This window comes from uncultured Erythrobacter sp. (genome assembly GCF_947502395.1).
Classification (GTDB): Bacteria; Pseudomonadota; Alphaproteobacteria; order Sphingomonadales; family Sphingomonadaceae; genus Erythrobacter.
Genome location: NZ_CANMZM010000001.1, coordinates 1,034,018 through 1,049,747, shown reverse-complemented (window position 1 = coordinate 1,049,747; position 15,730 = coordinate 1,034,018). Strand labels below are relative to the sequence as shown.

At 57.2% G+C, this 15,730-nt stretch carries 12 protein-coding genes; 7 read left to right on the top strand and 5 right to left on the bottom strand.

Features of this window, described 5'->3' with window-relative positions; genetic code table 11:
* Positions 1-26 precede the first annotated feature (26 nt).
* Both Q0778_RS05025 and Q0778_RS05020 read right to left on the bottom strand, forming a co-directional pair.
* Positions 27-830 carry an SDR family oxidoreductase gene (locus Q0778_RS05025; RefSeq protein ID WP_298334486.1) on the bottom strand — a complete coding sequence of 268 codons (804 nt, stop codon included), beginning with the start codon at positions 828-830 and terminating at the stop codon, positions 27-29.
* Between the two features lie 86 nt (positions 831-916).
* Positions 917-2,083: an acyl-CoA dehydrogenase family protein gene (locus tag Q0778_RS05020; RefSeq protein ID WP_298334485.1), complete on the bottom strand. Its 1,167-nt coding sequence runs from the start codon at positions 2,081-2,083 to the stop codon at positions 917-919.
* A 304-nt stretch (positions 2,084-2,387) separates the two neighbouring features.
* Between Q0778_RS05020 and Q0778_RS05015 the strand changes: the two genes are divergently transcribed.
* Both Q0778_RS05015 and Q0778_RS05010 read left to right on the top strand, forming a co-directional pair.
* Positions 2,388-3,704 carry a FecR domain-containing protein gene (locus tag Q0778_RS05015; RefSeq protein ID WP_298334483.1) on the top strand — a complete coding sequence of 439 codons (1,317 nt, stop codon included), beginning with the start codon at positions 2,388-2,390 and terminating at the stop codon, positions 3,702-3,704.
* A gap of 8 nt (positions 3,705-3,712) precedes the next feature.
* Positions 3,713-5,899: a CHASE2 domain-containing protein gene (locus Q0778_RS05010; protein WP_298334481.1), complete on the top strand. Its 2,187-nt coding sequence runs from the start codon at positions 3,713-3,715 to the stop codon at positions 5,897-5,899.
* Between the two features lie 12 nt (positions 5,900-5,911).
* On the opposite strand, the gene Q0778_RS05005 is transcribed toward Q0778_RS05010, so the two are convergent.
* A complete protein-coding gene (locus tag Q0778_RS05005; protein ID WP_298334479.1) occupies positions 5,912-6,433 on the bottom strand; it encodes a hypothetical protein in 522 nt (173 codons plus the stop codon).
* Between the two features lie 28 nt (positions 6,434-6,461).
* Positions 6,462-7,163, bottom strand: coding sequence for a response regulator transcription factor (locus Q0778_RS05000; RefSeq protein WP_298303688.1), 702 nt, complete (start codon positions 7,161-7,163; stop codon positions 6,462-6,464).
* 183 nt (positions 7,164-7,346) lie between these two features.
* On the opposite strand from Q0778_RS05000, the gene Q0778_RS04995 reads away from it, so the two are divergent.
* Positions 7,347-7,502, top strand: coding sequence for a hypothetical protein (locus Q0778_RS04995; RefSeq protein ID WP_298334476.1), 156 nt, complete (start codon positions 7,347-7,349; stop codon positions 7,500-7,502).
* A gap of 217 nt (positions 7,503-7,719) precedes the next feature.
* Here Q0778_RS04995 and Q0778_RS04990 read toward each other — a convergent pair whose 3' ends face one another.
* Positions 7,720-8,352, bottom strand: coding sequence for an isochorismatase family protein (locus Q0778_RS04990; RefSeq protein WP_298334474.1), 633 nt, complete (start codon positions 8,350-8,352; stop codon positions 7,720-7,722).
* A gap of 64 nt (positions 8,353-8,416) precedes the next feature.
* Here Q0778_RS04990 and Q0778_RS04985 point away from each other — a divergent pair, with 64 nt between their 5' ends.
* The 4 genes from Q0778_RS04985 (at position 8,417) to Q0778_RS04970 (ending at position 15,705) form a co-directional block, all read left to right on the top strand.
* Positions 8,417-9,688: a cytosine permease gene (locus tag Q0778_RS04985; protein WP_298334472.1), complete on the top strand. Its 1,272-nt coding sequence runs from the start codon at positions 8,417-8,419 to the stop codon at positions 9,686-9,688.
* Positions 9,685-11,244 carry a hydantoinase/oxoprolinase family protein gene (locus tag Q0778_RS04980; RefSeq protein WP_298334469.1) on the top strand — a complete coding sequence of 520 codons (1,560 nt, stop codon included), beginning with the start codon at positions 9,685-9,687 and terminating at the stop codon, positions 11,242-11,244. Before Q0778_RS04985 ends, Q0778_RS04980 begins: the two co-directional genes overlap by 4 nt.
* Complete coding sequence (locus tag Q0778_RS04975; protein WP_298334467.1) at positions 11,241-12,308, top strand: DUF917 domain-containing protein; 1,068 nt, start codon at positions 11,241-11,243, stop codon at positions 12,306-12,308. Before Q0778_RS04980 ends, Q0778_RS04975 begins: the two co-directional genes overlap by 4 nt.
* 106 nt (positions 12,309-12,414) lie before the next feature.
* Positions 12,415-15,705 (top strand): glycosyl hydrolase, encoded by a 3,291-nt coding sequence (locus Q0778_RS04970; protein ID WP_298334452.1) that lies wholly within the window; start codon positions 12,415-12,417, stop codon positions 15,703-15,705.
* The last annotated feature ends 25 nt before the right edge of the window (positions 15,706-15,730 follow it).

The window sequence follows — 15,730 nt, the reverse complement described above, 5'->3', positions numbered from 1 at the left end:
CGTTCAATGTTGCCGCTTCCCTGCGCCTATTTTTCCCGTGGCGGCGGGTTGAGGCAGTCAGTGCTGGCATCGCCTGCGTACAATCCGCCATCGACATAGATCACTTGGCCATTGATATAGCGCGCTGCATCTGAGCTTAGAAACTTCGCCGCATCGGCGATTTCATCGACGGTACCTAGGCGTTTGCCCGGAATGCGGTTGATCGCTTCATCAAATTTGGTCGGGTCTTTGCTGAGGAATTGGACGCCCACGGTGTCGGCAATTCCTCCTGGCGAGATGATGTTGGCGCGCACGCCCGCTGGACCCCATTCGACCGCGCAGACTTTGGTCAATTGGTTGACGCCCGCCTTGGCCGCGCAGGCATGGGCCTGCATTGCGCTTGCCCGGTCCGCTTGCCCGGCAGATATCGCGATCAGCGAAGCACCGGGCTTGGTCAGGTAGGGATAGCTCGCCCGGAACGCGTTGAATGTGCCGAACAGGTCAATATCGACCACAGTACGGAAGGCATTGGGCGACATACCCAGGAGCGGTGCGTAGAAGTTTCCGGCAGCACCCGCAACAAGGACATCAATCGAACCGTATGCTTCGGCGACTCTAGCGAGCGCTCCTTCGACTGCATCGTAGTCGCGCACATCGCAGGAGAAGCCCATGGCATCGCCGTCATCAGTGCATTCGGCCTTGATCTCGGCCTCTGCATTTGCGGCGCGGTCCGGGTCGCGGCCGATCACTGCAACATTCGCGCCTTCGCGAGCAAACCCCTTGGCAATCCCGAGATTGATCCCGCTTGTCCCGCCGGTGATGAAAACCGTCTTGCCCGCATGTTCGGTCATAATCTCTCTTCCTCAATGTGCTTATGAGAAAGATAGCCCAAAGCCTTGAAATGGTTCCCGACTAATTGTGCCTTGCCGCTGACCGTTTAGAATTTGGGCGTTACCGGCTTTCCAAAGATGGTGTCAGAAATGATCCGTTGTTGGATCTCTGAAGAGCCTTCAAATATCTTGGTCAGGCGTGCATCGCGCCAGCACCGCTCTACCGGATAGTGCGTGGTGTATCCTGCGCCCCCTAAGATTTGTAGCGCCTCGCTGGTTACGCGCTCGGCCATCTCAGCGGCATAATATTTGACCATTGAGGCTTCCTGATCGCAGCGGCGGCCAGAGTCGATTTCGGTGCAGACGTGATACATCAATTGGCGCGCGGCTTCGACTTCGGTCGCCATGGTCGCAACTTTGAAGCGGATCGCTTGAAAGTTGCTGATGGGTTGGCCGAATTGCTCGCGCTCCTTGGCGTATGCAATCGCTGTGTCGAGCGCCATTTGTGCGAGACCGATCGAGCGGGCCGCCGTGTGGGCGCGGGCGATCTCCAGGCCGGAGACGACACCATAGAACCCGCGGCCTTCATTCTTCAAATCGCGCTCGTAAACCGGGACGCGGACCTTGTCGAAGGCGAGCTCAAAGGTCTTCCAACCGAAATATCCGATCTTGGGGATGGGTGATCCGGAGAGCCCTTCGAGGAATTCACCGCGAGGCTTTTCAACCGGGATCAGGGTCATCCCAGCGTGACGCGGCGCGCCTTCTTCGGCACCTGTGCGGGCGACAACCTGGATGAAGTCTGCACGGTCGGCGAAGGTGCACCAATATTTTGAGCCGGTGAGCACCCACTCATCGTCTTCGCGAACCGCTTTGAGAGCAACGGCAGCCGCGTCCGAGCCTGCGCCGGGTTCTGATAAAGCGACTGCGCCCATATATTTGCCCTTGGCCATCAAAGCGATCCGCTCATTGCGCTCTTCCTCGGTCGCGCCGGGGACCGATTTGTAGAAGGTGTTAGCCCGAGCAAGCAGCGAAGACACGCTCATCCATGCGCCCGCTAGTTCTTCGGCGGCGAGGCAGTATTCAAAACAGCCAAGGCCAAGCCCGCCCAATTCCTCCGGTATCATGATGCCGAAAAAGCCAAGCTCGCCCATCTTCTGGATCAGCTCATCGGGGATGTCGCCTTGGATGGGGTCAAGTTCATTCGCGATGGGCAGCACCTCCTCGCGAGCGAACTCGCGGGCCATTCGCTGCATCATCTTGCGTTCTTCGGTCATGTAACCTTGAACGCCTTCGCGCGCTTGCCTCTCTTCAGGCGGTGAAAACATGGGTTTGGCTTTCCAGTGATAAGTGATTTCGGATTTTTTCTATGCAAACCGCCTTGCCTGATGAGTTCAGGCGCGGGCAAGTGATATTCATCGGATGGGCCAAGTTATGGGCTCAGTATCTCTGGGCTATCTGCCTGAATACTGGCAAAACCTTGTAAAATCTCAGATCGTTCACTGTCTGGCTTTTTTGTGTCGCGTACGGATTGCGCTAAAGGTAGACCTGTTCGGAACAGAAATACGCTGAGGGGAGCATATGGCGCTCAAAAAGTTCGGCACATTCATCACCATTGGCATGGCAGCTGGGGTTGCCTTGGCAAGCCCGGTGCATGCTCAAGACGATGGTTCGGTCGCTTACACTATGGAAGCGGGCGATACGCTTTATGGTCTGGCGCAGGAGTATTTCGTTTCGGAAGAGGCGGCCTTGCGGGTGCAGCGTTTCAATCGCATTTCCAATGCGCGCGCGATCCCTGTGGGTGCTGTCATCGATGTGCCCCGATCGTTGTTGAAATGGGATCCGGTGACTTTGCGGGTGGCGTTCTTTACAGGCCAAGTGACCATTGCGCAGAACGGCCGCGAGCAGGCTCCTCAACGGGCTCAGCAGGTCCCTCAGAATTCCATCATTTCGACTGGTGAACGCTCCTTTATCTCGCTTCAGGGAGAGGGTAGGACAGCGGTCTCTCTTCCTTCCAATTCGCGGGTGCAGATCAGGCGAGCTCGACGTTATCGGATCGACCAGTCGCTTGATGTGGATCTGCGTGTGCTTAAGGGTCGCGGTGAGATAACGGCTCCCAAGCTGCGGGATGGCGAACGCTTTCGCACTGGCACTCCTATTGCGGTGACCGCTGTGCGCGGGACCGAGTTCCGCGTTGGCTATGATGAGGCCAGCGCGCTTGCTTTGACCGAGGTGACTGAGGGGTTGGTGGAGATTTCCGCAGACGGTGCGGCGGTTGCCGCCGAAGCGGGGAAGGGCGTTGCCAGCAACCCGAGTGGTCTTGGGGAGCCTGAAGACTTGCTGATTGCTCCCGAAATCTCAGGCCGCAGCGCCACTCAGACGGGTGAGACAGTTGCCTTTTCGATCACGCCGCTGACCGGTGCCACTGCCTATCGCACGCAGATTGCGAGCGATGTGACCTTTACCGATGTCATCGATGAGCAGGTGTCATCGGAGCTCAATATCGAATTCTTTGATGTGGATGATGGTCGCTATTCTGTGCGCACACGTGCGATTGCAGCAAGCGGGCTTGAGGGCTTCTGGCAAGGGGAAGACGCCTCCTTCCGTCGCAAGCGGGTGGGGACCTCTGTCGCCGCTGAGCCTGCGCCTTTTGCTGATGCGTATAAGTTCGCATGGCTGCCCGAAGGTGCCGGGCCAAGCTACACCGCGTTTCAAATGTGGCCCAAGGATGCGCCAGACACGCTGATCGTGGATGAGGTGGGGCTTGATGCGCCGGGGATCTACCTCAGCGATCTTGCACCGGGCATCTACAGCTGGCGCGTGGCGACTTCGGTGATTGATGAAGGCGAAGTCATCAAGGTGTGGACCGAGGCCCGTGACCTGACCGTCAGCGAATAGAGCCGAGATTGCAGCCCCATCCTGCCCTGCTCAAATCGCGCCTGATTGCCGAATGGCTGGTGCTGTTTGTGGCAATGTTGGCGCTGCTAATCGCGGCTCAGCAGCGCGACTGGGTTGAGCGGTTTGATCTCTTCCTCCTTGACCTTGAAGGGCAGTTCAACACGCCGGAAATCGATCCTGCGATTATCCTCGTTGAAATCGATGACCCGTCGCTCGATCAGCTTGGCGCATGGCCGTGGAGTCGCGAGACTCACGCTGAACTGATCAATCGGATCAATTCTTACGAGCCGCGCGCAATTGCTTATGATGTGCTGTTTGTTGAGCCCAGTAATGAGGAGAGCGATGCAGCATTGGCCGACGCCTTGGCTTCCAGCAACAAAGTCATCCTGCCACACAGTTTTGCGCCCAAGCCCAACGCGATAAACGGTGAAGTTCCGCTCTATCCACTCGCGCTTCTTCGCGCCAATTCCGCCGCATCCGGCCATGTCGCGCTGTTCCCTGACGAAGATGGCGTGGCGCGGCGGTTTGAGTTGTCACGCAACATTGATAGTGAGGTGTTCCCACATTTGTCGCTCGCGACGTTATCGGTGGCCGAAGAGAAGCCTTGGGGCGGCGATACTGCGCCAGAGACAGTTATTGTGCGCTATGGCTCGCAAGGAGCAATCCGCTCCATCTCAGCGGCAGCTGTGCTCTCAGGCAGCGCCCCGCGAGAGTTTTTTGAGGATGCCATCGTTTTTGTGGGGGCGACATCGCCTGGCCTAGGGGATCGTTACTCAGTGCCAGCCTATGCCGGGCGAATTCTCACAGGGGTGGAGATGCAAGGGCACCTCACCAGCGCGATGCTCACCGACAATCTGATTGAACGTGCTAGTGGCGCGACGACGCTGGCACTGCAAATCCTCGCAATTGTCATCCTCTTTGCAAGCTTTTGGCGTCTTTCGCCGCGCGCTGCTTTGGCCGTTACGCTTGCGCTTATCGCAGGGCTCTTCGCGGTCGCATTTCTCTCGCTCATCGTGTCCAACCTCTGGCTGCCTGTGGGTGGAGCTTTGCTGGCGATTGTGATCGCTTATCCGTTGTGGGGATGGCGTCGCCTTGCATCAGTAAGCCGCTTTCTCGAGAGTGAAGCGGCACAATTGCGCGAGCTTGCCAACATGCCCAGAGCACAAAGCGCCGAAGGCTTCGACGTGGTGGCGCAGCAAGTTGCTCTTCTCAAGCGCCTCACCAAAGGTGTTTCGGGCAATCTCAAGCTGATCCAGGACGTGATCAACGCCTCGCCCGATGCTATGCTGGTGACCGATGGCGATGGCTCGATCACCATGGGCAATGCGGCTGCAGAAAGCTTGTTTGGTCCAATGGGCACGGTTCAGGGGTATGAATTGCCGCAACTGCTCGAGTCTGCCGGAGCAGAATTCAACGAAGACCGGAATGAGATCAATCTTGGTGATGGTCGCACCTTTTGGCTGGCGTCGGCGGATCTTGATCCCGACGTAGGGAGCCAGGTATTTTCCTTACGGGAGGTCACCGAGCTCAAAGAGGCTGAACGGCAAAGGCGCGAAACGCTCGAGTTTTTGTCTCACGACATGCGCTCCCCGCAGGTCTCGATCATCAGCCTTGCAAAACAATCCGACGCCGGCCTTGCCCCTGATGATCGCTTTGCACGGATAGAAGTTCAGGCGCGCCGAACCCTTAAGCTGACAGAGGATTTTGTGCAGATTGCACGTCTCACCAATGAAGGGGTGGAGCGCGAAGAGACTGAGCTCAACTCCGTTATCCAGGAGGCGTCCGACCGCGCCTATCCGCTGGCACGTCGCAAGAACATGAAGGTCTCGTACAAGCCGAGCGATGAGCCGATCTTTGCCAGGCTTGATGCCTTTGCAATTGCAAGGATGCTCGACAACTTGATCAGCAATGCGGTCAAATTCTCGCCAGAGGGTTCGCAGGTCACCATGAGTCTAGAGCCCGGCGGTGACGAGAACTTCTCAATCAGCGTTGCGGATAAAGGTCCCGGCCTTTCACCCGAACGCCGCTCCCAGCCCTTTGTCCGTTTTGGCGCGCGCGACACCAGCGCAGGGCCAAGCTCGGGGCTGGGCCTAGCCTATGTGAAGCAAGTGGTTGACCGGCACGAGGGTACGATTGTGGTGGAAAGCAATCAGGGCGAGGGCACCAAATTTGTGGTCACTTTGCCCTACGGTTGAGTGCAAACGCTCTCAGTTGGCAACCGCACCATCGACCAGCAATTGGGCCAGATCGCCAAGCTGCGAAAGGTCATCGGGACAGGTGAGAAACTCGCCAGAGGATTTATTCTGAACCGCACCGCTATCGCGAGCGTAGATCACAAGGCTAGCGCTCACACGGGAAGGCTTGCATTTGTGGTACCAGCGGGAGCGGAATGTGGGCTCGATTGCCTTGCCCGTTCCAGCGTCTTCGGAAACCTCTTGGATCCCCACTCTGGCTTCGCGCTGTGAGACTGAGAAATCTACGATAAAAGCAGCCCCGTTTTCGACCCCTATGCCGCGGTTCGCGAATGACCCAGTGAGCTCGTCCAAAAGCTGAGCGCGTAGGCCGGCTTCATCCTCTTCGTTCAGCAACTCCACGCTTGAGAGCGTTTGGGGCGAGTTTTGTGTCGAAGTAAGCGTAGCGGGAGTGGAGACCGTACAAGCTGAAATACTAACGGCTCCAATAGCGAGCGTCACTTTGCCAATTCCGTGCGTTCGCCCCAAACCTGCCATATGCTCCCACTCCCGTTTCCGGTGTCACTTATGCGAGGGTCTCCACCTCAAAGTGATCCATGCGGTATCCAAAGCCAAAAACGGTCCTGATAACAAGCCCAGATTCGGGAGTGAGACCCAATTTTGAGCGGAGCCGTGAGATATGCATGTCGATTGTACGAGTTTCGACATCGATATTGCCGCCCCAGACGCGCGAGAAAAGATAGCTTCTCGAAAGCGGTCTATCGATGTTTTCGAACAGAAGGACAGCGAGATCATACTCTTTTGCAGTGAGTGTGATCGCTTCACCATCACGCGAGATGCTGCGCGCCCTGTGGTTGACCACGAACGGGCCAAACTCAGCGGTATCGCGTGTGTCTTTGACAGCAGTGCGTCGAGCAGCGGCTTCGATGCGCGCACGGATCACCTCTTCGCTTTCGGGTTTCACAATATAGTCGACCGCTCCAGCTTCGAGGCCCGCGACGATATCGCCCTTTTCTTGGCGACTGGTTAGCAGGATGAAAGGTGGCGCGGCTTCGATATTCTCTGCTGCCCACTGGAGGACTTCGAAACCAGTCCGCCCCGGCATGTTCCAATCGAGCAGGACCACATCGTACGTGTCGCGTTGTAGTGCCTTTTGTACATCTGGCCCGTTCGTGAATTCATCAACGATATGACCGGCATTCCTGACCAGCGCGGATACTTGGTCGCGGATGTCACGATCATCGTCTGCGAGTGCTATTCGCATCATTTGTGCTCCCTCACTCAAATTGTAACATGAACAGTCTGTTACATTTGAAATTGATTCTAGCCAGCCTTTGACTGGTCCTGAGTTGCAAAAATTACATCTTTTTACCTGCTCGGTAGTAAACCTTTTGAGCTGAGTGGAGTGAGGCGGACCCCGGGGGGTTAGGATGGGGTCCGCCTCAAACGCATGGCTTGGCTTGATCTTCGTGAACCCGAAGGGCCCAGCCGTACGTCAAACGTGAAAACTGTCTCTGATTACTGGCGAGCGGGAGAAGCGGCTGCTTCCAATGCATGGGGGTCTGTCGCCGAGCTCTCGCTACCGGTGCTGTCCGTCGAGGAATAAATCGCAAGAAAAAACGAGGCGAAGACTGAAAACACGCCCATCCCAATCGCAAGCCAAAGCATGCTGGGGTCGGGTGCTCGATCGTCGACCTTGTGCTCCATCTCTCGGATTCGCTCCTCTCCGTTCCCGAGAAGGGCGTATAGCTGCAAAGGGGGGAAACGCCTGTAAACTGTTGCAAATTGTCCGGTGGGTTTGTGCAAGTAGGGATCGAGTCACATCACTGTGGGTTTAGGCCATGCAGGTGAGTGATAATCTCCTCCTCTGAGACGACATCGGCATATTTGGCTTGCATGTCGAAGAGGTTGGCTTCGTGTGGGGCTTCGTGTCGGTCTCCACATGCCTCTCGCACGACGGTCGTAATAAAGCCGTGGCTCATCGCATCTACGCAGGATGCTCTTACGCAGCCGCTCGTAGTGAGGCCGGTCAGGATCACATTGTCGACGCCCAAGCTGGTGAGGGTCGAGGCGAGCGAGGTTCCGAAAAAGGCGCTTGGGTACTGTTTGGAGATGATGAGTTCATCTTCAGTCGGCTCCAGTCCTTTAGGCCAATCGCCCATCGGGCTGCCTTCGAGGAAATACCGCAGGGGCGAGGCTTTCTCGAAAAAGCGTCCGCCATTGATCGCCGTGAGGTGATAAACGACATTGGTCAGGATCACCGGGATGCCCGCCCGATGCGCGGCCTCGCGCACTCGCAAAGCCGAGGCAAGCGCGTCATCGACATCGGCGTAAAGATCGCAATCTGGATCGAAATAACCTTCGACAAAGTCGATCAGAACAAGTGCAGGCGATTTGCCAAAACCGGCTTTGCCATCATAGGCCTTCGCATAGTTTTCATCCAATCCGTCAGACACTTTGCGCCTCTTTCTGGTATCTGGGCTGTTCGTATCGCCCGTACATCTCTACGCCTTGGGGCAGATGGATAACGAATACCAGACCGAGCCCGTTCCTGACCACGCCAGCATTGTGTGGTGGCGCATCGCATTGATGAATGCGATTTTCAGCATTTCCTTGCCGATTTTTCTGGGCGGGCTCGAGCTTGTGGCGGTGACATCTGCATCGACTTTTGTTTGGGGCACAATCGTTGGCGGAGTGTTTCTCACCTGCCTCGCGGCGCCCATGGCGGTGATCGGGACGAAGACGCGGCTGAGTTCCTACATGCTCGCTCGGATTGCCTTCGGCGTTCAATCTTCGAAGCTGTTGAACTTTGCTTTCGCGATTTCGTTGCTTGGCTGGTTTGGGATCAATATTGAGCTGTTTGGCGATGCGATGGCGCGGCTGCTGGTGGAATTGGGCATCGGACAAGTGCCGCTGTTCGCGCTTCAGGCGTTGGGCGGGGTGATGATGACGACGCTGACCTATCTGGGTCTTCGCACAATCAATATGCTTACGATGGTTGTTACGCCGCTTCTGGTGCTGGTGACGGTGTTGATGCTGCTCACCGTTCTTGATGGAGGGGCTGTGGGCACGATTATGGGCTTGGGGCAAGCCGAAGGCCTGTCCTTTGGCGACGTCATGTCTGCGACGGTCGGCGCGGTCGCGGTGGGCGCGGTCATCATGCCAGACACCTGCCGCTTTGTGCGCGGGACTGCTGGAGGCGTCGGGGTTGCCGTGATTACGTATGCCGTCACTGCGCCAGCTGTCACTTTGGTCGCGGGGCTCGCTGGGCTTGTAACAGGCCAGACTGATCTTTTGCCGTTGATGTTGGCTTTGGGACTCGGCTTTGGCGCCTTCGCCATCGTCTTTGGTGGGAGCACGACCCTAAATGCGCTCAATCTCTACAGTGCGACGCTTTCGATGGGGACAGTCCTTCCAAAAGCGCGACGAGAGCTGGTTGTTCTCGTCGGAGGGATCGGAGGCACGATCTTCGCCTTTTTGGGCATCCTCGACAGTTTCATTCCGTTCCTGTTGTATCTTACCGTGATCTTTATCCCTGTTGGGGCAGTTATTTTGGCGGACTATTTCATGGTTGGGCGTAAGTATTACGGGCCTGAGTTCCGAGAAAATTTGCCCAATTTGCGCTGGCCGGCGCTAATCGCTTGGGGAGGTGGATCGGGTGTGGCGCTTGCCGCGATGGAGGGGCTGATCACATTGACGGGCACGGTCGCGATTGATGCGATTGTTGTGAGTTTTGGGCTCTACTTGGCGCTTTCTAAAGCTTGGCCCGAGCAGGAGGGACTTCCAGCGTGAGGATCGGTATCGATGTCGGTGGCACGCACACGGATGCGGTTCTGGTCGACGGGACACGGATCGTCGCCTCGTGCAAGGAGCTGACCAGCGCGGATGTGCTGTCAGGGGTCAAAGCAGCGCTGCATAACCTGCAGGAGCAAGTGGGCATATTGCCGCCGGTCGACGCGGTAATGCTGGGCACAACGCAATTCACCAACGCAGTGGTAGAGCGGCGCGAATTGGCCGAAGTGGCCGCCATCCGCATTGGCCTGCCTTCAGGACGGGGTCTTCCGCCTGGAACAGGCTGGCCCGAGGATATTCGGGAAGCATTGGGCGAGGGGGCTTACGCCCTACCAGGTGGGTTTCTCTACGATGGACGCCCACTCGCGCCTGAAGACAACGCCGAGACCGAACGATGCATCGCAGACATTGCGGCGAAGGGCTTAGCCAATATCGCCATCTCCTCTGCCTTCTCTCCAGCCAATGCTGAGCCGGAGTTGAGGCTGGCTGAGAGAATATTGGAAGCCATTCCCGAGGCGCGGATCACACTCTCACACCAAGTCGGACGGCTTGGCCTGCTAGAGCGCGAGAACGCAGCCATGCTCAACGCCAGTCTCAAGCCCTTCGCGGTGCGCGTTGTCGAAGCTTTCGAAGGTGCTCTCCAAGAATTTGGTATCACTTCGCCGCTGTTCATAAGCCAGAACGACGGCACTTTGATGGATGCAAAGTTCGTCCGTGATTTTCCCGCACTCACCTTCTCGTCCGGCCCTACCAATTCACTTCGGGGCGCGGCGCGGCTTACGGGTATCGACGACGCCATTGTCGTCGATATCGGTGGCACAACCAGCGATATCGGTGTCCTACGCGGTGGCTTCCCGAGGGAAAGCAACCGCGCCGTTGATGTAGGCGGGGTGCGCACCAATTTCCGCATGCCTGACATTATGGCGATCGGCCTTGGCGGCGGGAGCATAGTTTCCGAGGACGGGCGCACAATCGGCCCTCAATCGGTTGGACACAGGCTGGTCACTGAGGCTCTCGTTTTTGGCGGTAGCACTTTGACTGCGACAGACATTGTGGTGGCCGCAGGCATGGCTGACGTGGGTGATGCGAGCAAAGTCGCGCAGCTTGCTGAAGTGACAGTCACCAATGCGCTCGCCACCATGCGGGCAATGCTCGAAGACAATATCCGCTTGATGAAACCTGATAAACAGCCGCTTCCCGTTGTCCTTGTGGGCGGTGGCGCTATCCTTGCGCCAAAAGACCTGTCTGGCGCCTCCCAGCTGCTCTCCCCCGAAAACAGCGGGGTTGCCAATGCCATTGGAGCCAGCATTGCTTTGGTCGGCGGCGAAGCTGAGATATTCGCTGACTTTCGCAAGGAAGCGCGCGAGGTTGCTCTGGAACGCGCCAAGGATCAAGCGCGTGGCGTGGCGGTGAGCGCAGGCGGTGCACAAGGCACAATCCGCGTTACTGAGATAGAAGAGACCCCTATCCCCTACATGGATAATGGCGTGACCCGCATCCGAGTGAAGGTGGTGGGAGACCTTGCGAGCCTTTCGACGCTTGAGGTGCAAGCATGACCAATCAGATTACTCTGGACATGCTCGACGATATCGCAGCGGGTGCCGCATTCCTCGCAACCGGGGGAGGCGGTGATCCCTATCTTGCCTGCCTTTGTGCCAAGGAAGGTCTCAAGGCATACGGCCCTGCGACGGTTATCGCGCCCGATGCGCTTGCGGACGATGCATTTGTCATAGCCATTGGGGGTGTGGGAGCGCCGACGACCAGCCTTGAACTCCTTCCATCGGTTGATGAAGCCGCGCGGGTGGTTGAGGCCTATGCAGAGCATGTTGGCCGGAGGCCTGACGCACTGGTCTCCTTCGAAATCGGCGGGGCAAATTCGCTGATACCCATGGTGGCTGCCGCTGCGCTCGATATTCCGCTTGTCGATGGAGACGGAATGGGTCGTGCGCTTCCTGAGGCGACCATGATGACCTACGCCATTGCAGGCATCGCGCCGACCCCCGCAGTAGGCCTGGATTATGCGGGCAATGTTGAACGTTTCGACGTGCCCGATGTGCAAGCTTACGAACCCGTCATCCGTCGGTTCGCCATGGAGCGTGGTGGCATGGCAGTAAGCGCGGAGTTTGGCATGAGCGGTGCTGAGCTTAAGGCTTGCATTGTGCCTGAAACGGTCTCGCTTTCGCAGCGTCTGGGGGCGTATCTGCGCAGCGGTGAAGGCAACGCGGAGGATCGAGAGCTAAGCCTCGCTAAGCTCTTTGAAGGCTCGATTTACGGCCAGTTGGAGCTCATCGCGAGCGGACTTGTCACCGATTACACGAGCACCGTTGTGGGCGGCTATGATGTGGGCCAGGCGGTCATCGAAAGCAGCGTCGCGGGCGAGCTTCCTATGAAAGTCTCGGTCAAGAATGAGTATCTCTCTGTCCGACAGGGCGAGGCGCTGATCGCGTGCCTGCCCGATCTAATCACGATAGTTGATTTTGAGACTGGCTGGCCGATCAATGCAGAGCGACTGCGTTTTGGAATGCGCGTTGGCATCTTTCGCATTGGAAGCCCGGAGCATTACACCTCACCGGAGGGGCTGGCGTGCCTCAAAGACTTGATCGCGGTGGCCCAATCCTAAGGCGCAATTGAAAACCCTCACGCACAAATTGTAACGCGTTGCGAAGTTTCATTTCTCGGCTAAGGTTCAACTGTCAATGAGTCGTTACAGGGGAACGCATCAAGCCATGAGACATCTTTTCCATTCCGCAACGCGCGCTTTGGCCGTGGTCGCACTGCTTTTGAGCTTTGGATTGAGCGTACCGGTTGCTGCGCAAGATGATGAGAAAAGCGCGCTGTCATCGCTCCCCTTGCGGCTTATCGGGCCTTCCTACGTCTCAGGACGCATCTCTGACTTTGCCTTCTTCAAAGGCGGTTCGCACCATTATATCGTTGCAACAGCCTCAGGCGGGCTTTGGGTGACGAAGGATGCGGGCACGACTTGGACCCCGATCTTCGACCGCGAAGGCACCTATTCCATCGGTGTGGTTGAAATCGCCCCATCTGATGAAAATACCATCTGGGTGGGCAGCGGCGAAAACAACGCTCAGCGCTCAGTCGCTTTTGGTGACGGCGTTTATAAGTCCACCGATGGCGGCAAGACCTGGACCAACATGGGGCTCAAAGATTCAGGCCACATCGGTCAGATCTGGATCAATCCTGAGGATGCCAGCCACGTTCTGGTCGCTGCTCAAGGTCCGCTGTGGTCCGAGGGCGGCGATCGCGGGCTTTATAAGACAACCGATGGTGGGGAGAGCTGGGAGCTGATCCTTGAAGTGGATGAGCATACTGGCATCAACGAATTCGTCGTGCACCCTGACAACCCAGACATGATCACAGCCAGTTCTTATCAGCGTCGTCGCCACGTTTGGGTCTTGATCAACGGTGGGCCAGGCTCTGGCATTCACCGTTCAAGCGATGGCGGGGACACTTGGAGCAAGGTATCCGCAGGACTTCCTGGCAAAGACGATGTGGGTCGGATCGGTCTTGCGATGGCACCTTCTGCCCCGAACACGCTCTATGCGATTATCGAGGCGCAGGACGATGAGAAAGGCGTTTATCGCTCCACCGACTTTGGTCAGAATTGGACCAAGCGGTCGAGCCACATGACGACAAGTCCGCAATACTACAATGAGATTGTGGTTGATCCCAAAGACCCTAACGTCCTCTATTCGCTCGATACATTCTCGAAGCGTTCAACCGATGGAGGCAAGACGTTCTCAGACCTCAGCAATGCTACGCGTCACGTTGACGATCACGCGCTTTGGATTGATGAAAACAATACAAGCCACATGATTATGGGCGGCGATGGCGGCGTGTACGAGAGCTGGGATGGCGGTCAGAAATGGCGTCACTTCCAGAACCTGCCGATTGTGCAGTTCTACCGAATTCAGCCTGATAACGCTGCGCCGTTCTACAACGTGTGTGGGGGGACGCAGGACAACAACTCGCTGTGTGGACCATCGCGCACCACGGTCGTTCACGGCATCACCAATTCCGATTGGCACATCGTGCTGGGCGGCGACGGATATAAGCCGCAAATCGACCCGCGCGATCACAACCTTGTTTATACGCAGTACCAATATGGCGGGCTTGCCCGTTATGACCGCCGCACTCAGGAACGGGTGTTCCTCACCCCGCAACCTGAACCCGGCGAGCCTGCTTACAAGTGGAACTGGAACACGCCTCTACTTATCAGCCCGCATAACCCTGACCGGATTTACTATGCGGCGGAGTATCTCTTTGCGTCCAACGACCAAGGCAATTCATGGGAGAAGATCAGTCCCGATCTGACCCGCCAGATTGACCGGAATGCGCTGGAAGTCATGGGTCGTGTGTGGAGCGTCGATGCGATTGCTAAAAACGACAGCACCTCGATCTATGGCGCAGCGATTGCTCTATCTGAAAGCCCGCTGGTCGAAGGCTTGATCTATGTTGGCACCGATGATGGAGTGATCTCCGTCACCGAAAACAACGGCGCAAGCTGGCGGCGATTGGAAAGTGTTCGCGGGGTGCCGGACATGACTTTGGTGGAGGATATCATCACCTCCAACCACAGCAGTGATGTTGCCTATGCTGTGTTCGACAACCACAAACGCGGGGATCACAATCCATATGTTTACCGCTCCAGCGACCGTGGCCGCACTTGGGCCTCGATTGCTGGAAACCTGCCCAATTGGGGTTCGGTCCACACGATTGCTGAGGATCACGTTGATCCCAACCTGCTGTTTGTGGGAACCGAATTTGGTCTTTTCTATTCGCAAAATGGCGGTGGAAACTGGCAACAGTTGAAGGCCGGATTCCCGACTATCGACGTTCGCGATATCGAGATTCAGCAGCGTGAAAACGACCTAGTCGTCGGCACGTTTGGACGCGGTATCTATGTGCTTGATGACTATTCGGCCCTGCGCACCAACGCATCGACCGTTGCCTCAAATGAAGCCACGCTGTTCCCTGTTCGCGACCCTTGGATGTATATCGAAGGCGACCTTTGGGGGACTTATGGCAGCGCTCAGGCGTCGAATGGCGACAACTTCTGGTTTGCCGAAAACCCGCCGTTTGGCGCGGTCTTCACCTACACGCTTCGCGATGGTCTTGAGACACGCGCTCAATCCCGCCGCAAGGCTGAGCGTGAGATTGAGAAGACGGGCGGGGATACGCCGTACCCATCATGGGAGACCCTTCGCCAAGAAGACCGCGAGGATGAGCCAGCTATAATCTTCACGATCTCTGACGCGCAAGGCCAGGTCGTGCGCCGCATGACCGGGCCGAAGTCTAAAGGCCTTCACCGTGTGGCATGGGACCTGCGCTACCCTGCGCCTGATCCCGCCCGCGTGTCGGCAGCCGAAGTCAGCATCTTTGGCAGTCCTCCAACGGGGCCGCTGGTACTCCCAGGCGAATACACAGTAAGCATGGGCAAGCGTATCAATGGGGTGCTCACACCTTTGGGGGCGCCTCAGACCTTCACCGTCAAGCCGCTTGAGAACAGCCCAGAGTTGGCGACAGACCGCGCCGCTGTCCTTGCCTTCCAGCAAGAGACCGCTGATCTTTCGCGCGCTGTCTCTGGTGCGGGAGCAGCCTCACGTGAACTGCGCAACCGCGTTGCTCACCTGAAGGTCGCTGTAGAGGCTCTAACCCAGCCCAATGAAACACAGCGCACCACGATCCAGCAGATTGAGACCATCCTCGATCAAAGCGATATGGCGCTCTTCGGAGATCGCTCTGTCGCGAGCCGGAACGAGCCTGTGCCGTTCTCAATCGCACAGCGTGTGGGCCAGATCGAAGGTTGGGGTTGGAACCATCAATCTCCTGTCACGGGTTCTGATAAGAGCGCTCTGGTGATTGCTAAGAGTGACTTTGCCGGTGTGCTGGGTCAGCTTCGCGATGTGGAGCTTCGGGTCGATGCGCTCGAAGCTGAGCTTGCCAGCCTTGGCGCGCCATATACTCCGGGAAGCGGAGTTCCGAGCTACCCGCAATAGGTTGGGCTTCACGATACAAAAAAGG